Origin of the sequence: Bradyrhizobium algeriense (assembly GCF_036924595.1) — a bacterium.
Classification (GTDB): domain Bacteria; phylum Pseudomonadota; class Alphaproteobacteria; order Rhizobiales; family Xanthobacteraceae; genus Bradyrhizobium; species Bradyrhizobium algeriense.
This window is the reverse complement of record NZ_JAZHRV010000001.1, coordinates 3,396,842-3,419,693: the sequence shown is the minus strand read 5'-3', so window position 1 is coordinate 3,419,693 and position 22,852 is coordinate 3,396,842. Positions and strand designations below refer to the sequence as shown.

Sequence of the window (22,852 nt, the reverse complement as noted above, 5' to 3'; positions counted from 1 at the left end):
ACGATGAGCGCAGTTCCATTGCGTAACAACAAGGCCGTGGCGGCAGCCGCCCGCACGGTCACCGTGCTGGGCGCCACCGGTTCCATCGGCGACAGCACCATGGATTTGCTGCGCGGGGCGCGCGACCGCTATTCTGTCGAGGCGCTGACCGCGAATTCCAATGTCGAAGCGTTGGCCAAACTTGCCAAGGAATTCGGCGCGCGATTCGCAGCGATCGCCGACCCCGCGCGCCTTGGTGAACTGAAGGATGCGTTGGCCGGCACAGGCATCGAATGCGGCGCCGGCGAAAGCGCCATCATCGAGGCCGCGGCGCGTCCCGCCGACTGGGTGATGGCGGCGGTGAGCGGTGCAGCCGGATTGAAGCCGGCATTGGCCGCGGTCGACCGTGGCGCGGCCGTGGCGCTCGCCAACAAGGAATGCCTGGTTTGTGCCGGCGATTTCTTCATGCAGCGCGCGGCGAAAGCCGGCGCCTGCATCCTGCCGGCGGATTCTGAGCACAACGCGCTGTTTCAGGCACTCTCTTCCGGCAATCGCGAGGAACTGGTGCGTGTGATCATCACCGCCTCGGGCGGGCCGTTCCGCACCTGGGCGCCGGCCGACATCGAGCAGGCGACGCTGGAGCAGGCTCTGAAGCATCCGAACTGGAGCATGGGCCAGAAGATCACCATCGATTCGGCGTCGATGATGAACAAGGGCCTCGAAGTCATCGAAGCCTCCTATCTCTTCGCGCTGAGCGCCGACGAAATCGACGTTCTCGTCCATCCGCAGTCGATCATCCACGGCATGGTCGAATTCTCCGATCGCTCCGTGGTTGCACAGCTCGGCGCGCCCGACATGCGCATTCCGATTGCGCACTGCCTCGGATGGCCCGAACGAATCGTTGGCCCGTCGGCGAGGCTCGATCTCGCAAAAATCGGACAGCTGACCTTCGAGGCGCCGGATTTCGAGCGGTTCCCGGGCTTGCGTCTGGCCTACGAGGCGTTACGTACTGGACGTGGTGCGACCACGGTATTCAACGCTGCCAATGAGGTGGCGGTGGCGGCGTTCATTGCCGGAAAGATCAAGTTCGGGTCGATTGCGCGTCTTGTCGAAGCCACCATGAACGACTGGATTCGCGCCGGGAACCTTGCGCCTTTGAGCTCGGCCGACGACGCGATTGCCATTGACCATAACGCGCGAAATAGAGCCGCCTCCCTATTGCCTCAAATTGCCTTAAAGGCATCCTAGAGGGTTGGGGACGGAGCTTTTGGCTCTTGTCGAGGGGAACCTGATGTCAGAGTTTTTTCTAAGTAGTTTCAATACGTTGGGCCATGGACTCGTCGGCTACATCATTCCCTTCCTGTTCGTCCTGACCATCGTCGTCTTCTTCCATGAACTCGGCCACTTCCTGGTCGCCCGATGGGCGGGCGTGAAGGTGCTGACGTTCTCGCTCGGCTTCGGGCCGGAACTCGCCGGCTTCAACGATCGCCATGGCACGCGCTGGAAGATCTCCGCGATCCCGCTCGGCGGCTATGTGAAGTTCTTCGGCGACGAATCGGAAGCTTCGACGCCGGCCTCGGCCGAATCGCTCGCCGGCATGACCGAGGAGGAGCGGGCGGGCAGTTTCCATCACAAGAAAGTCGGCGCGCGCGCCGCTATCGTTGCCGCCGGTCCGATCGCGAATTTCATTCTGGCGATCGTCATCTTCACCTGTCTCTTCACTTTCTTCGGCAAGCCGAGCACGACGGCGCGCGTCGACAAGATCGAAGCCAGCAGCGCCGCCGAGCGGGCGGGCTTTCAGGTCGGCGACGTCGTCACTGCGATCGACGGCAAGAAGATCGGCAGCTTCTCCGACATGCAGCGCTCCGTCAGCGTTCGCGCCGGCGACACCCTGACCTTCACCGTCAAGCGTGGTGATTCCACGCTGCAATTGAAGGGCACGCCGGAACTGCGCGAAGTGAAGGATCCCTTCGGGAACACGCAGCGCCTCGGGATTCTCGGCATCACCCGCGCAACGTCGCCGGGCGAAGTGACCACCGAGAAAGTCGATCCGGCCAGCGCGCTTTGGCTGGGAATCAAGGAAACCTGGTTCGTCATCGACCAGACGCTCTCCTATATCGGCAACATCTTCACCGGGCGGGCGAGCGCGGACCAGATCGGCGGGCCGATTCGGATTGCGCAGATTTCGGGTCAGGTGGCCACGCTGGGACTGATTCCCTTGCTTCATCTGGCAGCGGTGCTGTCCATTTCGATCGGACTGCTGAATCTGTTCCCGGTGCCCCTGCTCGATGGCGGCCACCTTTTGTTCTACACGGCCGAGGTGCTGCGGGGGCGTCCTTTGTCGGAAAAGTCCCAGGAATACGGGTTCCGAGTCGGGCTGGTGTTAGTGCTGATGTTGATGGTGTTTGCCTTCTATAACGACTTCCATCAGGTGCCGTGGCTGAAGGGGCTGTTCGGGAGATCGTAGAAGCGGCTTTTTTGTGACGTTGCCCATTGGCAACGTCTTGGAATGAAAATGGAATCGCACCGCGATGTCTGGTTTGCCCCCCTGTCGAAATTGGCTACAAGCAATGCAACTTTGGGATTCTGCCGGTTCGTAGGGGTACGAGCCGGCAGTGCAATGACGAGGGCGCGTTGCGCATGATGTTGGGAATGCGAGTGCGGGGGGCTCTGCTGGGCGCTCTGATCATGGTGGCCGCGCCGATGGGGAGCGCGCTGGTGTCTGCGCCGGCTTCGGCCCAGACCGTGGCGTCGATCTCCGTTGAGGGGAACCGGCGTGTCGAGGTCGAGACCATCCGTTCCTATTTCAAGCCAGGCCCCGGCGGCCGGCTCGGGCAGGCCCAGATCGACGACGGCCTCAAGGCCCTGATCGAGACCGGCCTGTTCCAGGACGTGCGAATCAACCAGGTGGGCGGCCGGCTGGTCGTGACCGTGGTCGAAAACGCCGTGATCGGGCGCATCGCCTTCGAAGGTAACAAGAAGGTCAAGGACGAGCAGCTTTCGGCTGAAATCCAGTCCAAGCCGCGCGGCACGTTCTCGCGTCCGATGGTTCAGTCGGACGCCCAGCGCATCACCGAAATCTACCGGCGCTCCGGCCGCTATGACGTGCGCGTCACCCCTGAAATCATCGAGCAGCCGAACAACCGCGTCGATCTGATCTTCACGGTCACCGAAGGCACCAAGACAGGCATCAAGTCGATCGAGTTCGTCGGCAACGTCGCCTATTCGGCCTATCGCCTGAAGGACGTCATCAAGACGCGCGAATCCAACCTCTTGAGCTTCCTCGGCGGCGCCGACGTCTACGATCCCGACCGGGTCGAGGCCGACCGCGATCTGATTCGCCGCTTCTACCTCAAGAACGGTTATGCCGACGTGCAGGTGGTCGCCGCACTGACCGAGTATGACCCCGAGAAGAAGGGCTTCCTCGTCACCTTCAAGATCGATGAGGGGCAGCAATATCGCGTTGCCTCCGTCGACTTCCAGACCTCCATCGCGACCCTCGATGCCGCCTCGATGCGCAGCTTCTCGCGCGTCAACGTCGGCTCAGTCTACAATGCCGAGGCGCTTGAGAAGTCCGTCGAGGAAATGCAGATCGAGGCCTCGCGGCGCGGTTATGCCTTCGCTGTGGTGCGCCCGCGCGGCGATCGCAATTTCGAAGCGCACACCGTTTCGATCGTGTTCGCCGTCGATGAGGGCCCGCGAACCTATATCGAGCGCATCAACGTCCGCGGCAACACCCGCACCCGCGACTACGTGATTCGCCGCGAGTTCGACCTGTCCGAAGGCGATGCCTACAACCGCGCGCTGGTCGATCGTGCCGAGCGCCGGCTGAAGAACCTCGACTTCTTCAAGAGCGTGAAGATCCTGACCGAGCCGGGCTCGTCGACCGATCGCGTGATCCTGATCGTCGATCTCGAGGAGAAGTCGACCGGCGACTTCTCGGTGTCGGGCGGCTATTCGACCACGGACGGTGCATTGGCCGAAGTCAGCATCTCCGAGCGCAACTTCCTCGGCCGTGGCCTGTATGCGAAGGCGGCCGTGACCTACGGCCAGTACGCGCGCGGCGGTTCGCTGTCGTTCGTCGAACCTTATCTGCTGGACTACCGCGTCGCCCTCGGCCTCGATTTGTTTTATCGCGAGCAATTGGCCAACAGCTACATCTCCTACGGCACCAAGACGGCGGGCTTCAGCCCTCGGCTCGGCTTCACCCTGCGGGAAGATCTTGCGCTGCAGTTGCGCTACTCGATCTATCAGCAGGAAATCTCGCTGCCGAACAACCTTGCGAACTGCAACAACAATCCAGCGAACTCGCTGCTCGCGTTCAATCCAAGCCCCGCCTTCGCGAACGCGAACGGGATTGACCTGACATCCACAAACGGTCTCGGCTGCTACTTCGACGGCGAAGCCTCGCTGCCGATCCGCAGGGAACTGCAGAGCGGCAAGGCGCTGACCTCGTCGGTCGGCTACTCGCTGAACTACAACACGCTGGATAACAACAAGAACCCGACCGACGGCTTGCTGGTCGACTGGAAGCAGGACTTCGCCGGTGTCGGCGGCGACGTGAAGTACATCAAGTCGGCGATCGACGCGAAGTACTACAGCCCGCTGGTCGCCGATATCGTCGGACTGATCCATCTCCAGGGCGGCATGCTGAACCAGTTCGGCGGCAGCGAGCTGCGCATGCTGGATCATTTCCAGATGGGACCGAACCTGGTTCGCGGTTTTGCGCCTAACGGCATCGGTCCGCGCGATCTCAATCCGTTCGGCACGCGTGACGCACTCGGCGGCACCAAGTACTGGGGCGCTTCGTTCGAACTGCAGATGCCGTTCTGGTTCCTGCCGAAGGAAGTCGGGCTCAAGGGCTCGGTCTATGCCGACGCCGGCGGACTGTTCGACTACAAGGGGCCGACGTCCTGGGCGCAGACGGGCGAAGTCAATGTGCCTGGTTGCGTGCCGCCGACGCAGGCGACGGCGACGACCAATGCCAATCCCGGAACGTGTTTGGGATTGCAGTACGACAACGGCAATGTGGTCCGCACCTCGGTCGGTGTCGGCTTGATCTGGGCCTCGCCGTTCGGTCCGCTGCGCTTCGACTATGCGGTTCCGCTTACCAAGGGTCAGTTCGACCGCGTGCAAGAATTCAAGTTTGGCGGCGGCACATCGTTCTAAGGTATCTTGAAGCGAACGGACCCGATCGATCCGGCTCGGGTCCGCGTGACGAGAATGCCAGGGAACAAGAGGAGGGTTCGGCTCCGTTTTTCGGAGCCGGCGCTCCGGTGTGAAGGCCGGCCGGACTGCGACGGGTGGAATGGCGCAGCCGATATTTTTCAAGCAACCCCCTTCCTCGACGCTGACCGAGCTGGCCGCGTTGACGGGAGCGGTATTGGTCGACCCCACACGGGGCGGTCATGTGATCAGGGGCCTCGCTTCGCTCGACGAAGCCGGCCCCATGCATCTGGCGTTCTTCGACAACCTCAAATACGCCGATCAGCTCAAGGTGACCAAGGCTGGGGCCGTTCTCGTCAGCCCGCGTTTCGAGGCCCAGGTGCCCGCCCATGTGGCGGTATTGCGGGCCAGCCAGCCGTTCCGCGCCTTCGTGAAGCTGGCGCGCGAGTGGCATGCGGACGCGCTTCGTCCGCAATCCTGGTTCGACAATGACGGCATCGCGCCATCGGCGATCATCGACCCGTCGGCCCATCTGGAGGATGGCGTCATCGTCGATCCGCTCGCGGTGATCGGCCCCAGGGTCGAGATCGGCGCCGGCACCGTGATCGGCGCGGGCGCGGTGATCGGCGCCGACGTCAAGATCGGCCGCGACTGCAATGTCGGCGCTCGCACCGCGATCCAGTTCGCCCTGATCGGCAACAACGTCCTGATTCATCCCGCCTGCAGCATCGGTCAGGACGGCTATGGCTTCATCTTCTTCGGCCCCGAGGGGCACATCAAGGTGCCGCAGACCGGCCGGGTCCTGATCCAGAACGATGTCGAGGTCGGCGCCGGCACCACCATCGACCGCGGCAGCCTGCGGGATACGGTGATCGGCGAGGGCACCAAAATCGACAATCAGGTCCAGATCGGCCACAATGTAACCATCGGCAGGCACTGCCTGCTCGCGGCCCAGATCGGGCTCGCAGGCAGCCTGACGATCGGTGACAACGTCGCGCTGGGTGCGAAGGTGGGCATCAACAACCACCTCAAGATCGGCGACGGCGCCCAGGTAACGGCCATGAGTGCGGTCAAGGACGACATTCCGCCCAATGGTCGCTGGGGCGGCCATTTTGCCAAACCGACCAAGCAGTGGTTCAGGGAGATTGTTGCGGTGGAGCGACTGGCGCAGGGCGGCACGGCCGGTCCGAAAGGCGAGGGGCAGGAGTGATGGAGGAGGCAGCGGTCAGATTCGAACTCGTGGATATCAACGAGATCCTCAAGACGCTCCCGCATCGTTATCCGATGCTGCTGATCGACCGGGTGATCAAGATCCGGACCGATTACAGCGGTATCGGCATCAAGAACGTCACCTTCAACGAGCCGCCGTTCCTCGGCCACTTTCCCGATCGTCCGGTCTATCCCGGCGTGATGATGATCGAGGCCATGGCGCAGACCGCCGGCGTCATCGGCATCAAGTCGGTCGAGGGCACCGAGAAGCCGCGCGCGGTTTATTTCCTCACCATCGACAAGTGCAAATTCCGCAAGCCGGTGATGCCCGGCGACACCATCGAGTACCACATGCGCTCGATCGGCCGCCGCAAGGCGATGTGGTGGTTTCACGGCGACGCCAAGGTGAATGGCAGCGTGGTCGCGGAGGCCGACGTCGGCGCAATGCTGACGGATTGAATTCATCCGTCACACAACGGACGTCTTCCTGCTATCTTTATTCAATCGTTGGTAGTGGGACCCCGCCGAGGTCGCTTGACGACATTTTCCGAATAATTCGGGTTTGGGACCACGCTTCATTTTTAACGGAGGCGTTCCTTGAGCAAGCTTGCGTCTATTATTTCGTGTTTGGTCATTTTTCTGCTGATGTCGCCGCAAAGTTACGCGGCAGATCTGGGCGGCCTCGTATCGTCCCTCAAGGGTGGTGGCTATGTCATCGTTTTTCGGCACGGCGCTACCGACGATAGCCAGAAGGACATCTACCCCTTCAAATTCGACGACATGAGTGCGCAGCGGCAACTGAGCGAAAAGGGCCGCGAGCTGGCGCGCGAGCTTGGGGCAGCGCTGAAGAAATTGGGCGTGCCGATCGGCGAAGTCTACACAAGCCGGCTGAATCGGGCGGTTGAAACCGGCAAACTCATCGGCGGCAAGGATGTGTCGCCCGTGGATGAGTTGACCGACAGCAGCGCCGGCAGCGCGTCTGGAATGGCGAACCCCGACGGCAAGAACGCCAAGGCTGGACGCGCCGTGCGCGATCTCGTCAACGCGCCTCCGAAAGCCGGCGCCAATAATCTGGCGGTGACACACAAGACCAACGTCACCGACGCCTTCGGCAAGGAATTTGCGGATATCCGCGAAGGCGAGGCGCTCGTCTACAAGATCAGCAACTCGGGGCCGGCTGTCCTGGTTACGCGGGTGCAGCCTGGCGAATGGATTGCGCAGGCCGGTAGCTAGATTTCGGTCTCGCCTGGACCGGTGCCTGCGCGGGAGGCGGCCGTGTGATCTCCGATCGATGCACATAATATCTGCTGAACGCGAGGGAACTTCAGCCTCCCGACAGGTTTGTAGGTCGGTGGGTATTGTGGTTGCCGAGACGGGCCGCATGAAATCTCTCAGAACTGCCGTAGCGCTGATGGCCTCAACCGCTGTTCTTGTCGGGGTTGCAACGGCCCGCGATGATGGCCGCTACGCCAACTCCCCGCTAAAGTCCTGGTTCGACAGCCTCAGAAGCGGAAAGGGGCCATGTTGCTCCGATGCTGATGGCTCGGCCGTCGCCGATGTCGATTGGGAATCCAGGGATGGTCACTACCGGGTGCGGCTTGAGGGCCAATGGATCGACGTCCCCGACGATGCCGTCATCACCGAGCCAAACCGCGCCGGCCGGACCATGGTCTGGCCGATCAAGGGAGCCTACGGGATTTCGATTCGCTGCTTCCTGCCTGGTAGCATGACCTGATGACATTCTTGATGCCAGCGTGCCGCAACATGACGTAAAGATACGTCACTGGACAGTATTCGGATGCCGCGCTAACCACCGGAAAACGCGCGATATTCGCGCGTAACGGATGGGCTGGGCTGCTTGATGGGTACGATCGATCCAACCGCGCGGGTTGAGGATGGCGCTGTGATCGGCGAGGGGACGACAATCGGTCCCTATTGCATTATCGGCCGGAACGTCGTGATAGGCGAAAGCTGCAATCTGATTGCGCATGTGCATGTGATGGGTCATACGTCCATCGGCGCTGATTGCACGATCTCGCCTTTCGCGGTGCTCGGAGGGGCGCCGCAAGACCTGAGCTATCGCGGCGAGCCGACGCGGCTCGAAATCGGCTCCGGCTGCACCATTCGCGAAGGCGTGACCATGAATGTCGGCACCGTGAAAGGCGGCGGGCTGACTCGTGTCGGTGATGGCGGCTACTTCATGAACAACAGCCACGTCGGTCACGACTGCATGGTCGGCAATAACGTGATCTTTGCGACCTCGGCGACGCTGGGCGGTCACTGCGAGATCGGCGATTTCGTCTATATCGGCGGGCTCTCCGCCGTGCACCAGCTAACCCGGATCGGGCCGCAGGTGATGGTCGGCGGCGTCTGCGGCGTGCGCGGAGATATCATTCCATTCGGCCTCGCCAACGGTCAGTATGCTGCTCTCGAAGGGTTGAACATCATCGGCATGAAGCGCCGCAAGTTCACCAAGGAGCGGCTGGCGAAAGTGCGCGCGTTCTATCAAAGCCTGTTTCACGGCCCCGGCATCTTTGCCGAGCGGCTGAATTCAGTGCAGCCGCTCGCTGCAGAGGATCCGGCGATCGCCGAAATCCTCGCCTTCATCGCGCAAGGCAAGCATCGCGCGCTCTGTCTTCCGGCCGATAGCGGCAACAAGCATTGATGACGGGATCGCCGCAGCCATGATTTCCGCGGCTTCTGACATTTCATCACCGGTCGGCGTCATCGCAGGCGGCGGCGCCATGCCGTTCGCGGTGGCGGATTCGCTTAGCCGGCGCGGGATCGCGCCGGTGCTGTTCGCGCTGCGCGGCGCCTGCGATCCGGCGCGCGTCGAGCGCTTCCGCCATCACTGGATCTCGGTCGGGCAACTCGGCCGCGCCACAAAACTGTTCCGCAGCGAGGGCTGCCGCGACCTGATCTTCATCGGCACGCTGCTGCGCCCGGCGCTGTCGGAAATCCGGCTGGACTGGGGAACGATCCGCGTGCTCGGCCGCGTCTGGGCGGCGTTTCGCGGCGGCGACGATCATCTTCTGTCGGGGATCGGCCGCATCCTCGAACAGGACGGTTTTCGGATGGTCGGTATCCGGGATGTCGCCCCCGATATTCTGATGCCGGAGGGAAACATCGCCCGCGCCGCGCCCGATGCCGTTGCCGCCGCTGACATCGCCAAGGGGCGGGAGGTGCTCGGCGCGCTCGGGCCCTTCGACATCGGCCAGGCCGTGGTCGTGATCGACGGGCACGTGGTGGCGGTCGAGGACATCGAGGGCACTGACGGGCTGTTGGTTCGCGTGGCGCGGCTGCGTGAGGCCGGGCGCATTCGCGCCAAATCCGGCCGCGGCGTGCTGGTGAAGGCGCCCAAGAGCGGCCAGGATTTGCGCTTCGACCTGCCGGCCGTGGGCGCCAAGACCATCGAGGGCGCAGCCAAGGCCGGGCTCGCCGGCATCGCCGTGATCGCCGGCCATACGATTGCCGCGGACTCGCAAGCCTTGATCGAGGCCGCTGATAGCGCCGGCCTGTTCATCCAGGGCTTATCAGCGTGACGCCGTCTCGCACCACCGCCGGGATGGAGCGGAGGATATTTCTGATCGCGACGGAAGAGTCCGGCGATCGCCTCGGCGCCAATTTGATGAAAGTGCTGCGCCAGCGCCTTGGCGACGGGGTGCAGTTCGAAGGCGTCGGCGGCCGTGCGATGGCGCGCGAAGGCCTGGAGTCGCTGTTTCCGATCGAAGAGCTGTCGATCATCGGGCTTGCCGCCGTCGTCAAGGACCTGCCGAAGATCCTGGGCCTGATCAAGGAAACGGCCATCGCGGTGACGGAGGCGGCGCCGGATATTCTCGTCATCATCGACAGTCCGGACTTCACCCATCGCGTCGCCAAACGCGTTCGCGCCAAGGACCCCGGGATTCCGATCGTCGACTATGTGTCGCCCTCGGTCTGGGCATGGCGGCCCGGGCGGGCGCGCGCGATGGTGAAATATGTCGATCACGTGCTGGCGCTGCTGCCGTTCGAACCCGAGGCCTATCGCAGGCTGCACGGGCCGCCCTGCAGCTATGTCGGCCATCCCCTGACCGAGCAGCTGACTCAGCTGCGCCCGAACGTGGATGAAGCCGCGCGGCGGACGGAATCGCCGCCGGTTCTGCTGGTGCTGCCGGGAAGCCGGCGCAGCGAAATCCGCCACCACATGGCAGTGTTTGGTCAGGCGGTCGCTCGGCTGCAGGAGCAGGGCGTGACGTTCGAACTGGTGCTGCCGACCATGCCGCATCTGCAGGAGGCGGTCGTGGACGCGGTGAAGGGCTGGCCGGTGCAGCCCCAGGTCGTGATCGGCGAGCAGGAGAAGCGGGCCAAGTTCCGGATCGCGCATGCGGCGCTGGCCAAATCCGGCACGGTGACGCTGGAGCTGGCACTGGCCGGGGTGCCGATGGTGACGGCCTACCGGACCGGCACAATGGAGGCCTGGATCCTGCGCCGCGCCATCAAGGTGAACTCGGTGATCCTGGCCAATCTCGTGATCGGCGAGAACGTCATTCCCGAATTTCTGCAGGAAGACTGCACCCCGGAAAAACTCGCAGCCGCGCTGCGCGAGGTGTTGAGCGATTCTGAGTCACGACGAAAGCAACTCGAGGCCTTCGCCAAGATCGACGGGATCATGTCGACCGGCCACCAGCCACCCAGCGCCCGCGCCGCCGATATCGTGCTGGCGACGATGTGGCAGGCGCGGCGGGGGTAGGTTTCGGTAGTTTTGTAGGGTGGGCAAAGCGAAGCGTGCCCACCATCTCTCCTCAAGTGGTCCGCCATGGTGGGCACGCTTCGCTTTGCCCACCCTACAAGAAAAAGCCGGACGCGACGAGCGCATCCGGCTTTTCCGAATTGTCGTGCGACCAGCGCTTACTTCCGCTTCGCGATATCGACGTAATCGCGGCGGGCGACGCCGGTGTAGAGCTGGCGCGGACGGCCGATCTTCTGCTGCGGGTCCTCGATCATCTCGCTCCACTGGCTGATCCAGCCGACGGTGCGGGCGACCGCGAACAGCACGGTGAACATCGAGGTCGGGAAGCCCATCGCCTTCAGCGTGATGCCCGAATAGAAGTCGACGTTCGGATAGAGCTTGCGGTCGATGAAGTACTGGTCGGAGAGCGCGATCTTTTCCAATTCCAGCGCGACCTTCAGCATCGGATCGTCGCCATGGCCGGTCTCGGCCAGCACGGCGTGACACATCTTCTGCATGATCTTGGCGCGCGGATCGTAGTTCTTGTAGACGCGGTGGCCGAAGCCCATCAGGCGGACTTCGCTGTTCTTGTCCTTCACCTTGGCGATGAATTCCGGGATGTTGTCGACCGAACCGATCTCGGCGAGCATCGCGAGCGCGGCTTCATTGGCGCCGCCATGCGCCGGACCCCACAGGCAGGCGATGCCGGCGGCGATGCAGGCGAACGGGTTGGCGCCGGAGGAGCCGGCGATACGCACCGTCGAGGTCGAGGCATTCTGCTCGTGGTCGGCGTGCAGAATGAAGATCTTGTCGAGCGCGTCAGCCAGCACCGGATTGATCTTGTATTCCTCGCACGGCACCGCGAAGCACATGTGCAGGAAGTTCTCGGCAAAGGAGAGCGAGTTCTTCGGGTACATGAAGGGCTGGCCGATGGTGTATTTGAAGGCCATCGCGGCCAGCGTCGGCACCTTCGCGATCATCCGCATCGACGCGATCATGCGCTGCTTCGGATCGTTGATGTCGGTGCTATCGTGATAGAACGCGGCCAGCGCGCCGACGGCGGCAACCATGATCGCCATCGGATGGGCGTCGCGGCGGAAACCCTGGAAGAAGCGGGCCATCTGCTCGTGAACCATGGTGTGATGGATCACGCGGCTGTCGAAATCCTGCTTCTGGGCCGGCGTCGGAAGCTCCCCGTAAAGCAGCAAGTAGCAGGTCTCGAGGAAGTCGCCCTTCTCGGCGAGCTGCTCGATCGGGTAGCCGCGGTATTCGAGAATGCCGGCGTCGCCGTCGATATAGGTGATCTTCGACTGGCAGCTTCCGGTGGAGGTAAACCCGGGGTCGTAGGTGAACATCCCGGCCTGGGCGTAGAGCTTGGCGATGTCGATGACATCAGGCCCCACCGTGCCGCTGAGGATCGGGAAATCGTAGGTCTTGTTGCCTACCGTGAGCGTTGCAGTCTTGTTGCTGGATTTTGCGTCCATCGTGAATCCCCGATGAAATCGTTACGAAAAACCGCGCCGACCCTTGTGCCATTTCGCGGCAGCAGCAAGGGAAGCCGGATTGTCTAGAAGCGGCGCCAAAGGCGTAGCTTATTGCCCTGTGCACTGCAAGATGGCCGCGGACCCCCATATGGTAGGGGCTTAATTCGCCACCTGATCGGCCAGGCGGGCGAGGCATTCCTCCCGCCCCAGCACCGCCAAAACATCGAAAATTCCCGGCGAAGTCGTGCGTCCGGTCAACGCCACCCGGAGTGGCTGGGCGACGGCGCCGAGCTTGAGGTTGTTCTGCTCTGCGAAATTCCGCATGGCGGCTTCCGCGGTCTCGGCGCGCCAGTCGGTGACGGTCTCGAGCGCGGTCCGGAGCTGGCCGATCAGGATGCGGGTTTCCGGCGTCAGCATGGCGGCGGCCTTCGGCTCGACCTCAAGCGGACGGTCGGCGAAGATGAAGTAGGCGCCCGAGATCAGCTCGATCAGCGTCTTGGCGCGCTCCTTCAGGCTCGGCATCGCCCGCAACAATTGCGCGCGGGTGGTGTCGTTGAGTTTTGCCTTCAGCTCGGCGCCTTCGGGGACGTAATCCAGTACGCCCTCGAACTGGGACACCAGTTCAGCGTCATCGGCCTGGCGGATGTAGTGGCCGTTGAGGTTCTCAAGTTTCGCGAAATCGAACCGCGCCGCGGAGCGCCCGATCGCCGACAGGTCGAAGGCGTCGATCATTTCCTGCGTCGAGAAGATTTCCTGGTCGCCATGGCTCCAGCCGAGCCGGACCAGGTAATTGCGCAGCGCCGCCGGTAGATATCCCATGGCGCGGTAGGCCTCGACCCCGAGTGCGCCATGACGCTTCGACAGTTTTGCGCCGTCCGGCCCGTGGATCAGCGGGATGTGGGACATGTTCGGGATGTCCCAGCCGAGCGCGTCGTAGATCTGCTTCTGCCGCGCGGCGTTGATCAGATGGTCGTCGCCGCGGATGACGTGGGTGACACCCATGTCATGGTCGTCGACCACGACAGCCAGCATGTAGGTCGGGTTGCCGTCGCCACGCAGCAGCACGAGATCGTCGAGGTTCTCGTTCTGCCAGACCACGCGGCCCTGAACCTGGTCCTCGATCACGGTCTCGCCGGTCTGCGGGGCCTTGAGGCGGATGGTCGGCTTCATGCCTTCAGGCGCCTCTGCCGGATCGCGGTCCCGCCACAGTCCGTCATAGAGGCGGGTGCGGCCCTCGGCGCGCGCCTTCTCGCGCATCGCCGTCAGTTCCTCCGCGGTGGCGTAGCAGCGGTAAGCCTTGCCGCTGGCCAGCAATTGCTCGGCGGCCTCGCGGTGGCGGGCGACGCGGCTGAACTGGTAGATGACCTCGCCGTCCCAATCGAGCTCGAGCCACTTCAAGCCGTCGAGAATGGCTGCAATCGCAGGCTCGGTCGAGCGCTCGCGATCGGTATCCTCGATCCGCAGCAGCATCTTGCCGCCGGTCTTCCTGGCGTAAAGCCAGTTGAACAGCGCGGTGCGGGCGCCCCCGATGTGGAGGAAGCCGGTGGGCGAGGGGGCAAAGCGTGTGACGACGGGATCAGTCATTTACCGGGCGGGCTGAGGGGTGAATTGGCGGTGGTGTATAGCAGGAACATTGCATAACTAAAGCCTGGCCATTGGCAAAGTAGGCTTGGCTCACAAGGGCGAATTTGGCAGAAGGTTCGCCAATCCCTAACAGGAACCCAGGATGACCACAGAACCGGTAGCGGCAGAGGCGGGGCGCGATTTCATCCGCGACATCGTGCAGGCCGATCTCTCCTCCAAAAAACACAGCCGGATCGTGACCCGATTCCCGCCGGAGCCGAACGGCTACCTGCACATCGGCCATGCCAAGTCCATTGCCCTTAATTTCGGCATCGCGCAGGAGTTCGCCGGCAAGTGCCATCTGCGCTTCGACGACACCAACCCGACCAAGGAAGAGCAGGAATATATCGATTCCATCCAGGCCGACGTGCACTGGCTCGGCTATGACTGGGGAACCGATCTCTATTACGCTTCCGACTATTTCGAGCGCCTGTACGACTGGGCGGAAGGCCTGATCAAGGCCGGCCACGCCTATGTCGACGACCAGTCGCAGGAGGAAATCCGCGTCAACCGCGGCACGCTGACGGAACCCGGCAAGAACTCGCCCTTCCGCGACCGCACGGTGGAAGAAAACCTCGACCTCTTCAGGCGCATGAAGGCGGGTGAATTCCCGAACGGCACCCGCGTGCTGCGCGCCAGGATCGACATGGCCGCCGGCAACATCAACCTGCGCGACCCCGTGCTCTACCGCATCCTGCATGCCGAGCATCCGCGCACCGGCACCAAATGGTCGATCTATCCGAGCTACGACTATGCCCACGGCCAGTCGGACGCGATCGAAGGCATCACGCACTCGATCTGCACGCTGGAATTCGAGGACCACCGGCCGCTCTATGAATGGCTGCTCGACAAGCTGCCGGTGCCCTCAAAACCGCGGCAGTACGAATTCGCCCGGCTGAGCCTGACCTATACGCTGCTGTCGAAGCGCGTGCTGACGCAGCTCGTGCGTGACGGTCACGTTTTGGGATGGGATGATCCGCGCATGCCGACCATTGCCGGGTTGAAGCGGCGCGGCGTGCCGCCGGCGGCGGTGCGCGAATTCGTCAAGCGCATCGGGGTGGCTAAAGCCAACAGCGTGGTCGATGTCGGCATGCTGGAATTCTGCATTCGCGAGCACCTGAACAAGACTGCGCAGCGGCGGATGGCGGTGCTGCGGCCCTTGAAGGTCGTGATCGAGAATTATCCGGAAGGCCAGCTCGAGGAGCTGGAGGCCGTCAACCATCCCGACGATCCCGCCGCCGGCACGCGAAAGATTTCATTCGGCCGCGAGCTCTATATCGAGCGCGACGATTTCATGGAGAACCCGCCGAAGAAGTTCTTCCGCCTGTCGCCGGGAAATGAAGTGCGGCTGCGCTACGCCTATTTCGTCAAATGCACCGGCGTCATCAAGAACGATGCAGGCGAAGTCGTCGAACTCCGCTGCACCTACGATCCCGCCACCAAGGGCGGCAACGCGCCTGATGGACGCAAGGTCAAGGCCACCATGCACTGGCTGTCGGCCGCGCAGTCGGTGCCGGCGGAAATCCGCGTCTACAATCAGCTGTTCGCGAACCCGAGCCCGAATGCTGCGAATTTCGCCGCCGACCTCAATCCGGAGTCGCTGGAAGTATTGCCCGACGCGCGCATCGAACCTTCGGTGGCCGCTGATAATTCGGGCGAGGTGATGCAGTTCGAACGGCAGGGCTATTTCGTGCGCGACAAGGATTCGATGCCCGGCAAGCCCGTGTTCAACCGCACCATCGGCCTGCGCGACACCTTTGCGAAGGAAGTCGGCGGGAAGGGCTGAGGCTGCGTAGGGTGGGTGGGCAAAGCAAAGCGTGCCCACCATCTCTCCGCAAGCGAATGGAAAATCGTCAGCCATCACGTTTCGTCGAAGACGCCGCTGATTGAGCCGTAAGCCGGTTGCGTGTCATGACACGGTCCCTGCGTCATCCCGTTCTAGATGTCGTAATACAAATGAAACTCGTAAGGATGAGGACGCAGCCGGATCGGATCGATCTCTTTCTTGCGCTTGTAGTCGAGCCAGGTCTCGATCACGTCGCCGGTGAACACATCGCCGCGGAGCAGGAAAGCGTGATCGCGTTCGAGCGCGTCAAGCGCCTGATCCAGTGATCCGGGTGTCGACTTCACGTCCTTCGCCTCGGCGGGCGGCAGGTCATAAAGGTTCTTGTCGATCGGGCTGCCCGGATCGATCCGGCTGTTGATGCCGTCAAGGCCGGCCATCAGCATCGCGGCAAAGGCCAGATAGGGATTGCAGGAGGGATCCGGTGAGCGAAACTCAACCCGCTTTGCCCGCGGGTTCGGCGAATACATCGGAATCCGGCAGCAGGCTGAGCGGTTGCGCTGAGAATAGACCAGATTGATCGGAGCTTCGTAGCCCGGCACCAGGCGCCGATAGGAGTTCGTGGTGGGGGCGCAAAGCCCGCACAACGCCCAGGCGTGGGTCAACAGGCCGCCGATGTAGTAGCGGCCGAGCTGGCTCAACTCGGCATAGTCGCCCTTGTCGTAGAACAGATTGGTCTCGCCCTTCCACAGGGACTGGTGAACGTGCATCCCCGAGGCATTGTCCTCGAACAGCGGCTTCGGCATGAACGTTGCGGTCATGCCGTGCTCGCGGGCGGTGTTCTTCACCACGTATTTGTAGATCATCAGATTGTCCGCCATACGGGTGAGCGTAGTGAAGCGCATGTCGATCTCGTTCTGGCCGCCGGTCGCGACTTCATGGTGATGGGCTTCGATCTGTATGCCCAGCTGTTGCATCGTCAGCACCATTTCGGTGCGGAGAGCCTGCATGCTGTCGGTCGGGGGAACCGGAAAGTATCCCTCCTTCGGGCGCGGCTTGTGGCCCAGATTCGGCTCTTCCTCTTTGCCGCTATTCCAACTGCCTTCGCTGGAATCGATTTCGTGGAAGGCGAAATTGATGCCCTGCCCGTAGCGCACGTCGTCGAACACGAAGAACTCCGCCTCAGGGCCGAAGTAGCTCGTATCGGCGAGGCCGCTGCCCTTCAGGTAAGTTTCGGCCTTCTGGGCGATGTAACGGGCGTCACGGCTATAGGGTTGACCGGTCACGGGATCCCTGATGTTGCAGATCAGGACCAGGGTCGATGCAGGGGAATACGGGTCAAGGAAGGCTGTGGTCGGGTCGGGCACGACCAGCATGTCGCTTTCCTGAATTTCCTGGAAGCCGCGGATGGATGAGCCGTCGAATCCAATGCCTTCGCTGAGAGCATCGATATCAGCTGCACCCGGCGGGACGGAAAAATGCTGCCACACGCCAGGCAAGTCGGTGAAGCGCAGATCGATCATCTGCACCTCCTCTTCCCTGATCGCCTTCACGAGATCTTCGGCTGTTGCACACTTCGGAAACATGGCTTCACTCCTGTTATGGAGAGCCGCATCTTGGAGGTCGTGCTGCCATTCAGCCGCAGCGAAGCGGCTTGTGACTGGCTCACGTTCTGCGTTGCCGGCAGCTTCAGCTTTGGTGCGGTCCGCGCATGAGCTTCATGGCGTCTTCGATATGCCGCCAGGTTCTGGCCAGTTCGAGCTCGCCTTTTGCTTCGAGTTCGATGGCGTTCTGGGCAGCTTCGGCAATGGCCTTGGCGCCATGTGCTTCCAGCAATTGCCGCGCATAGTCGTGGATTTCGATTTCTCGCATGGCGTCATCCTCCGCTCGTTCCGCGCGCAACCGTGAATTCCAGTCGGGCCGAGAGCTGTAGACGTTGACACCTAGTCAAGCGCACCCAGTGTGCATCCTGCTGCGGCGCAATTGCAAGAGCGCTTTCCAGGGCGGTGGGCTGCCGGGATTGGATGGTGGCGCCGGCGCCTAGCAGCCCCGGCAAATGCTGCGCAGGGATTTGGCGAGCAGGGCATCCTCCTGCGACACCGGCTCATACGGCTTTTGCTGCGCCTGCTTGGCCTCGTCGGTTTTCTGCCGGGCGGTCCGTTCAGCATCCTGGCGCTTATAGCATGCCTCGCGCTCGGATCTCGCCTCGATGAAACGGCATTGTTCAGCCGCTGCAGCCGTGGTCGCCGAGGCGATAATCATGAGGGCGGATGAAAGGCAGGCGGCAAGCTTCATGCAGCGACTATAGTGCGAGCCGCAGCGCATTTCTTCAGGTTTCTGCCTGAACACGCAAAGCGCATGGAAGCTTTTAACGCAGGTCAATCAACGGCGGCGGAGTGCTCCCGGTGACATCAGATGCATCACCGGAGACGCGCCAGGCTGCTATTCCGAAGCATGCCGTGAGCGTGAGAGCCATCACGAGCAAAAGCATGCAAGAAAACTGGCTCACGTCGTGCTCCGCAACCGGCCTGAATTTCAGAGAACGAGCACGCTTTGCCGAGTCGGAAAATGCAGTTGGGCTGACCTAACGGTGGTTTTCCACGCGATCGAATTATCTTTTGGCGGAAAATCAGTCGGGAGAGGTCCCGTGGGTGTCGCGGCCCATTTCCTCAGGTTTCTGCATCCGTTCCGCTGCGGCCGCAATACACCGTCCGGTAGTCTTGTGATCTCCACGGGATCGTAAGGTGTAGACCGGGGTGGCGGAGCAGGGCGACATTTCGGGCCGGAAGCGGGGCTATGCCGGGACCTGGCCGCCGCGCGCGGCGGCGCCTATCGGCGGCCTCCTGCCGTCGCGTCCCGCTTTCTGGCCGCCGCTTATCGAAACCCTGCGCGTATGGGCTCGCGCCGAGGCTGGCGCCGGCCGCCTGCTGCCCTGGGTGCCCGTCGCGTTCGGCACCGGCATCGCCTTTTACTTCGCCGCCGACCATGAGCCGGTGCTCTCAGTCGCCGCCGTCGTGGCCATCGCGCTATGTGCGGTGGCGATTCTGCTGCGCCGGCAAAAATTCTTTCCGATCGCGGTGATGGTCGCAGCCGTCGCGGCGGGCTTTGCGATCGCGACGTGGAAGACGGCGCGGGTCGCGCATGGCGTGCTGGCGCGGCCGATGTTTTCGGTGTCGCTGACGGGCTTCGTCGAAACCCGCGACATCCGCGAACGCACCGACCGTTTTGTCCTGCGCGTCGTCACCATGGAGAGCGCGCGCGGGACGACCAGGCTCGAACGCGTGCGGCTGTCGGTGAAGAAGGGCACGGCGCCCGCGGTCGGCAGCTTTGTCGAGTTGAAGGCGCGGCTGTTGCCGCCGCTCACGCCGGTGCGGCCGGGCAGCTACGATTTCAGCCGCGACATGTTCTTCGCCGGCATCGGTGCCTCCGGCTTCGTGATGGGCGCGATCAAGACCGCGGAGGCGCCCGCCACCGGCGGTGGGCTGCGCCTGCGCTACTCGGCGTTGATGCAGGGCCTGCGCGACACGATCGACGCGCGGATCAGGACGACGCTGGAGGGCGACAAGCGCGCGATCGCCACCGCGCTGTTGACCGGGCGGCGCGACGCGATCTCGCCGCCGGTGAACGACGCGATGTTCATCTCAGGCCTCGGCCACGTGCTTTCGATCTCCGGCTATCACATGGCCGTCGTCGCCGGCGTCGTGTTCTTCGCGGTGCGGGCGCTGCTGGCGCTGTTTCCAACGCTCACGGTCGGTTACGCCATCAAGAAATGGTCGGCAGTGGCGGCGCTTGCGGCCGCCGCGTTCTATCTGCTGCTGTCGGGGGCGGAAGTGGCGACGCAGCGCTCCTTCTTCATGACGGCCGTGGTGCTGATCGCGGTCATGGTCGATCGCCGGGCGATCACGTTTCGCACGCTCGCGGTCGCGGCCCTGATCGTGCTGACGGTGGCACCGGAAGCACTGGTGCATCCGAGTTTTCAAATGTCTTTTGCCGCCACGCTGGGCCTGGTGGCGTTGGTGCAGATCGGCATGCCGCGCCTGTTCGCGGCGCCGGACAACACCGCAACCGCGCGGGCGGCGCTGTGGGGCGGTCGCGAACTCACGATGTTGTTGCTGGCCTCATTGGTGGCGGGGCTCGCGACCATGCCCTATGCGGCCTTTCACTTCCACCGCGTCACGCCTTATGGCGTGCTGGCCAATCTCGCGGCGATGCCGGTCGTCTCCGCGGTCGTGATGCCGGCGGGCCTGCTCGGCCTCGTCGCGATGCCGTTCGGCTTCGACCGGCTGTTCTGGGCGATCATGGGCGTCGGCATCGACTGGATGATCGCGGTGACCCAATGGGTCGCGGCGTTGCCCGGCGCGGTCGGCCGGGTGCCGGCGTTCGGCATCGGCCCGCTGATTGCGGCGAGCCTCGGCATCATTCTGCTCGGCCTGCTGCGCACGCCGCTGCGCTGGTCGGGCGCGGCGCTGGTGCTATCGGCGGCGCTGTGGGCGGCGAGGGTGCCGCAGCCGGATATTCTGGTCTCCGCCGACGGCCGCAATGTCGGCGTCCGCGGCCAGGATGGAAGGCTGCATCTGATGCATGCGGTGAAGGGCTCCCGGGATGCCTTCCTGCTGAAGGAGTGGCTGGCGGCGGATGCGGACGCACGCACAGCGGCCGATGCATCGCTCACCGCAGGTGTTTCATGCGACGACCTTGGCTGCGTGATGCAATCCGCCGCCGGCGGCCTGGTCGCGCAGGCGCACAAGCCCGAGGCGCTGGCGGACGATTGCGAGCGCGCGGCGCTCATTGTGACGCTGCGGCAGGTGCCCGCTTCATGCGCGGCTTCGGTCATCGATGCCGACCGGCTGCGGCGGCAGGGCGCGATGGCGTTGCGGCGAGGCCGTGAGGGATTTGTCGTCGAGGCGGCAAAACCCAGGGGGATCGATCGCCCGTGGTCGCCGGCCATCGCCGACGAGAGCGAGGCAGACGCCACCGTGCTTGCGCCACGCGTCGTGCCGCGCGCGGTCGACGCCACGCCGGCCGAGGCCGACCTTCAGGCGGAGGAGTAGAGCTCCAGCGAAAGCCTGCCCCGGACTTGATCCGGGGAGGAGACCGGTTCGCGTCAAGAAAACGCGTCAAATCAAAAAATCTAACCCCAGGGCTCTAGATGAATTTCAGTGCTCGTCGAGCGGGGGACTTGAGGGAGTGGCCGGTATTTCGAATGCGCCGAGGTGGAATTCCTCCGGCGCGTCGGGGGTCGACGGCAGGTTGACCAGCGTGAACGACGCCTCGGGGAATTGCCGCCAGATCGCGAGATCTTCGGCCGTGATAGTCAGCCAGCCGTACCGGAACATGTACCGTCCGGGCTCCGTGACGCGACCGGCTTTTTGCCATGTAACCTTGTTGACCACCGACTGCCCCTCGGCGCCCAGTTTCTCACAAAACCATATCACCACGATCCGCCGGCCTGAAACCGGCGGATCGCATGTGCGTCGTTTATCCGGTCACGATGGATCCGGCCCGAGGCGCCTCCGTCACCGCTTCCTTTGCCTTCGCCGACCGTTCGCCCTCGGTCACCGGCAATTGCAGCACGGTCGCGCGCTGGCCTTCGCAAAGCTGCGTCACCAGCACATGGCTTCCGTCAGGAAATTCGATCGCGTCATGATGGCGATCGGACACTTCGGGTTCAATCTGGTTGAACTTGCCGACCCGCCAGTCGGTGGTTCGCGTCCAGATCCATCGGTTGTCGTATCTGACGTCCTCGGTGAACGCCAGTTCGGTGCCGGGAAGCATGCAGACCGCCACTGCGGGCTCGCGTTCCGACGCAAAGCCGCGGGTCGATGTACCGCGGAATGTGGTGGTGATCAGCGTCTCGCCGACCTGGGCCGGTCGCGTTGCCACAGCATGCAGGCTATAGTCACACATCGGATGGCTCCCTCATTTGAGATAGCTGACCCGTGTCTTGAAGGAGGCACAGGCCTCTATCAGAGTAGACTTGGCGCAGAGCCTTTTCTTGTTTCTGGGCATTTCTGCGACGGACGCACTGCGCTTAAATCACAAACGCGATAACGCAGGTTAGTTCCCCACGCCCCACAAAAAACCTCGGCCGAAGGCCGGGGCCGTCGCAGTCCTGTCGGTAACCCGACCATTCAATACTTCCGGTACAGACCGATCAGCTTGCCCTGAATCCGGACCCGGTTCGGCGGCAGGATGCGCACTTCATAGGCAGCGTTGGCGGGCTCCAGCGCGATCGAGGCGCCACGGCGGCGGAAGCGTTTTAGCGTGGCTTCCTCCTCGTCGATCAGCGCCACCACGATGTCGCCGGTGTCGGCGGTTTCGTTGCGCTGGATCAGTGCCATGTCGCCGTCGAGAATGCCGGCGTCCACCATGGAATCGCCGCGCACTTCGAGCGCGTAATGCTCGCCGGAGCCGAGCATGTCGGGCGGCACGCTGATGGTGTGGCTGCGGGTCTGCAGCGCCTCGATCGGCGTACCGGCGGCGATCCGGCCCATCACGGGCACGGCGACCGGGCGGTTGCCGTCGTCCTCGCTGGCCGGCGCGCTTACGGGGCGTTTGCCGAGCGTGCCTTCGATGACGCTCGGCGTGAAGCCGCGGCGGCCGTTGCCGGCGGCAGCCAGCTCCGGCAGCTTGATGACTTCGATGGCGCGGGCGCGGTTGGGCAGGCGGCGGATGAAGCCGCGCTCCTCCAGCGCCGTAATGAGGCGGTGAATTCCGGATTTCGAGCGCAGATCGAGCGCATCCTTCATCTCGTCGAAGGAGGGCGGTACGCCGGCTTCCTTCAGCCGTTCATTGATGAAACGCAGAAGTTCATACTGTTTGCGCGTAAGCATCGCGAGCATTCCCCCGGTTGGTACAGTCTTTCGGTCCCGAATCTCCAGGGTCCATCGCGGGAGTCCC

Annotated in this window: 20 protein-coding genes; 12 read left to right on the top strand and 8 right to left on the bottom strand. The window is 63.2% G+C overall.

Translation table 11 applies throughout. The features are described from left to right. The first annotated feature begins 3 nt into the window (after positions 1-3). The 10 genes from dxr to lpxB all read left to right on the top strand — a co-directional run bounded on the left by dxr (position 4) and on the right by lpxB (position 11,083). Positions 4-1,227 (top strand): 1-deoxy-D-xylulose-5-phosphate reductoisomerase, encoded by a 1,224-nt coding sequence (gene dxr / locus V1286_RS16835; RefSeq protein WP_334481097.1) that lies wholly within the window; start codon positions 4-6, stop codon positions 1,225-1,227. 43 nt (positions 1,228-1,270) lie between these two features. Further along, on the top strand, positions 1,271-2,446 hold the full coding sequence (gene rseP / locus V1286_RS16830) for an RIP metalloprotease RseP (protein ID WP_334481096.1): 1,176 nt from the start codon (positions 1,271-1,273) through the stop codon (positions 2,444-2,446). Positions 2,447-2,619: 173 nt separating this feature from the next. Beyond that, positions 2,620-5,148 (top strand): outer membrane protein assembly factor BamA, encoded by a 2,529-nt coding sequence (gene bamA / locus V1286_RS16825; RefSeq protein ID WP_334481094.1) that lies wholly within the window; start codon positions 2,620-2,622, stop codon positions 5,146-5,148. A 139-nt stretch (positions 5,149-5,287) separates the two neighbouring features. Beyond that, the gene (gene lpxD, locus V1286_RS16820) at positions 5,288-6,355 is read left to right on the top strand and encodes a UDP-3-O-(3-hydroxymyristoyl)glucosamine N-acyltransferase (RefSeq protein ID WP_334481093.1); all 1,068 of its coding nucleotides are present in this window, start codon (positions 5,288-5,290) and stop codon (positions 6,353-6,355) included. Continuing rightward, complete coding sequence (fabZ, locus tag V1286_RS16815) at positions 6,355-6,813, top strand: 3-hydroxyacyl-ACP dehydratase FabZ (protein ID WP_334481091.1); 459 nt, start codon at positions 6,355-6,357, stop codon at positions 6,811-6,813. Before lpxD ends, fabZ begins: the two co-directional genes overlap by 1 nt. A gap of 138 nt (positions 6,814-6,951) precedes the next feature. Beyond that, positions 6,952-7,587: a histidine phosphatase family protein gene (locus V1286_RS16810; RefSeq protein ID WP_334481090.1), complete on the top strand. Its 636-nt coding sequence runs from the start codon at positions 6,952-6,954 to the stop codon at positions 7,585-7,587. 178 nt (positions 7,588-7,765) lie between these two features. Then, on the top strand, positions 7,766-8,089 hold the full coding sequence (locus tag V1286_RS16805; protein WP_334489706.1) for a hypothetical protein: 324 nt from the start codon (positions 7,766-7,768) through the stop codon (positions 8,087-8,089). Between the two features lie 126 nt (positions 8,090-8,215). Further along, positions 8,216-9,019: an acyl-ACP--UDP-N-acetylglucosamine O-acyltransferase gene (lpxA, locus tag V1286_RS16800; protein ID WP_334481088.1), complete on the top strand. Its 804-nt coding sequence runs from the start codon at positions 8,216-8,218 to the stop codon at positions 9,017-9,019. 19 nt (positions 9,020-9,038) lie between these two features. Further along, positions 9,039-9,896 (top strand): LpxI family protein, encoded by an 858-nt coding sequence (locus V1286_RS16795; protein ID WP_334481086.1) that lies wholly within the window; start codon positions 9,039-9,041, stop codon positions 9,894-9,896. A gap of 23 nt (positions 9,897-9,919) precedes the next feature. Next, positions 9,920-11,083: a lipid-A-disaccharide synthase gene (lpxB, locus tag V1286_RS16790; protein ID WP_334489704.1), complete on the top strand. Its 1,164-nt coding sequence runs from the start codon at positions 9,920-9,922 to the stop codon at positions 11,081-11,083. Positions 11,084-11,241: 158 nt separating this feature from the next. Here the strand turns inward: lpxB and gltA are convergent, their stop codons facing one another. Together gltA and gltX are read right to left on the bottom strand one after the other, a co-directional pair. After that, positions 11,242-12,546 carry a citrate synthase gene (gene gltA / locus V1286_RS16785; protein WP_334481084.1) on the bottom strand — a complete coding sequence of 435 codons (1,305 nt, stop codon included), beginning with the start codon at positions 12,544-12,546 and terminating at the stop codon, positions 11,242-11,244. Positions 12,547-12,705: 159 nt separating this feature from the next. After that, positions 12,706-14,130 (bottom strand): glutamate--tRNA ligase, encoded by a 1,425-nt coding sequence (gene gltX, locus V1286_RS16780; protein WP_334481083.1) that lies wholly within the window; start codon positions 14,128-14,130, stop codon positions 12,706-12,708. A 142-nt stretch (positions 14,131-14,272) separates the two neighbouring features. On the opposite strand from gltX, the gene V1286_RS16775 reads away from it, so the two are divergent. Then, on the top strand, positions 14,273-15,955 hold the full coding sequence (locus V1286_RS16775; protein WP_334481082.1) for a glutamine--tRNA ligase/YqeY domain fusion protein: 1,683 nt from the start codon (positions 14,273-14,275) through the stop codon (positions 15,953-15,955). A 152-nt stretch (positions 15,956-16,107) separates the two neighbouring features. On the opposite strand, the gene glnA is transcribed toward V1286_RS16775, so the two are convergent. The 3 genes from glnA to V1286_RS16760 form a co-directional block, all read right to left on the bottom strand. Next, positions 16,108-17,538 (bottom strand): type I glutamate--ammonia ligase, encoded by a 1,431-nt coding sequence (gene glnA / locus V1286_RS16770; RefSeq protein WP_334481081.1) that lies wholly within the window; start codon positions 17,536-17,538, stop codon positions 16,108-16,110. A gap of 103 nt (positions 17,539-17,641) precedes the next feature. Then, positions 17,642-17,824, bottom strand: coding sequence for a hypothetical protein (locus V1286_RS16765; RefSeq protein WP_190241850.1), 183 nt, complete (start codon positions 17,822-17,824; stop codon positions 17,642-17,644). Between the two features lie 168 nt (positions 17,825-17,992). Beyond that, on the bottom strand, positions 17,993-18,247 hold the full coding sequence (locus tag V1286_RS16760) for a hypothetical protein (RefSeq protein WP_334481079.1): 255 nt from the start codon (positions 18,245-18,247) through the stop codon (positions 17,993-17,995). Between the two features lie 461 nt (positions 18,248-18,708). Here V1286_RS16760 and V1286_RS16755 point away from each other — a divergent pair, with 461 nt between their 5' ends. Then, complete coding sequence (locus V1286_RS16755) at positions 18,709-21,003, top strand: ComEC/Rec2 family competence protein (protein ID WP_334481078.1); 2,295 nt, start codon at positions 18,709-18,711, stop codon at positions 21,001-21,003. Positions 21,004-21,108: 105 nt separating this feature from the next. Here V1286_RS16755 and V1286_RS16750 read toward each other — a convergent pair whose 3' ends face one another. From V1286_RS16750 to lexA, 3 genes are all read right to left on the bottom strand, one after another. Continuing rightward, a complete protein-coding gene (locus tag V1286_RS16750) occupies positions 21,109-21,345 on the bottom strand; it encodes a hypothetical protein (RefSeq protein WP_108516343.1) in 237 nt (78 codons plus the stop codon). 85 nt (positions 21,346-21,430) lie between these two features. After that, positions 21,431-21,859, bottom strand: coding sequence for a hypothetical protein (locus V1286_RS16745; RefSeq protein WP_108516112.1), 429 nt, complete (start codon positions 21,857-21,859; stop codon positions 21,431-21,433). A 224-nt stretch (positions 21,860-22,083) separates the two neighbouring features. Continuing rightward, positions 22,084-22,785, bottom strand: coding sequence for a transcriptional repressor LexA (gene lexA, locus V1286_RS16740; RefSeq protein ID WP_334481076.1), 702 nt, complete (start codon positions 22,783-22,785; stop codon positions 22,084-22,086). Positions 22,786-22,852 lie beyond the last annotated feature (67 nt).

Coding starts and splice junctions, on each gene's coding strand:
- dxr (WP_334481097.1), top strand. CDS start 4: ATGAGCGCAGTTCCATTGCGTAACAACAAGGCCGTGGCGGCAGCCGCC.
- rseP (WP_334481096.1), top strand. CDS start 1,271: ATGTCAGAGTTTTTTCTAAGTAGTTTCAATACGTTGGGCCATGGACTC.
- bamA (WP_334481094.1), top strand. CDS start 2,620: ATGATGTTGGGAATGCGAGTGCGGGGGGCTCTGCTGGGCGCTCTGATC.
- lpxD (WP_334481093.1), top strand. CDS start 5,288: ATGGCGCAGCCGATATTTTTCAAGCAACCCCCTTCCTCGACGCTGACC.
- fabZ (WP_334481091.1), top strand. CDS start 6,355: ATGGAGGAGGCAGCGGTCAGATTCGAACTCGTGGATATCAACGAGATC.
- V1286_RS16805 (WP_334489706.1), top strand. CDS start 7,766: ATGGCCTCAACCGCTGTTCTTGTCGGGGTTGCAACGGCCCGCGATGAT.
- lpxA (WP_334481088.1), top strand. CDS start 8,216: ATGGGTACGATCGATCCAACCGCGCGGGTTGAGGATGGCGCTGTGATC.
- V1286_RS16795 (WP_334481086.1), top strand. CDS start 9,039: ATGATTTCCGCGGCTTCTGACATTTCATCACCGGTCGGCGTCATCGCA.
- lpxB (WP_334489704.1), top strand. CDS start 9,920: ATGGAGCGGAGGATATTTCTGATCGCGACGGAAGAGTCCGGCGATCGC.
- gltA (WP_334481084.1), bottom strand. CDS start 12,546: ATGGACGCAAAATCCAGCAACAAGACTGCAACGCTCACGGTAGGCAAC.
- gltX (WP_334481083.1), bottom strand. CDS start 14,130: ATGACTGATCCCGTCGTCACACGCTTTGCCCCCTCGCCCACCGGCTTC.
- V1286_RS16775 (WP_334481082.1), top strand. CDS start 14,273: ATGACCACAGAACCGGTAGCGGCAGAGGCGGGGCGCGATTTCATCCGC.
- glnA (WP_334481081.1), bottom strand. CDS start 17,538: ATGTTTCCGAAGTGTGCAACAGCCGAAGATCTCGTGAAGGCGATCAGG.
- V1286_RS16765 (WP_190241850.1), bottom strand. CDS start 17,824: ATGCGAGAAATCGAAATCCACGACTATGCGCGGCAATTGCTGGAAGCA.
- V1286_RS16760 (WP_334481079.1), bottom strand. CDS start 18,247: ATGAAGCTTGCCGCCTGCCTTTCATCCGCCCTCATGATTATCGCCTCG.
- V1286_RS16745 (WP_108516112.1), bottom strand. CDS start 21,859: ATGTGTGACTATAGCCTGCATGCTGTGGCAACGCGACCGGCCCAGGTC.
- lexA (WP_334481076.1), bottom strand. CDS start 22,785: ATGCTTACGCGCAAACAGTATGAACTTCTGCGTTTCATCAATGAACGG.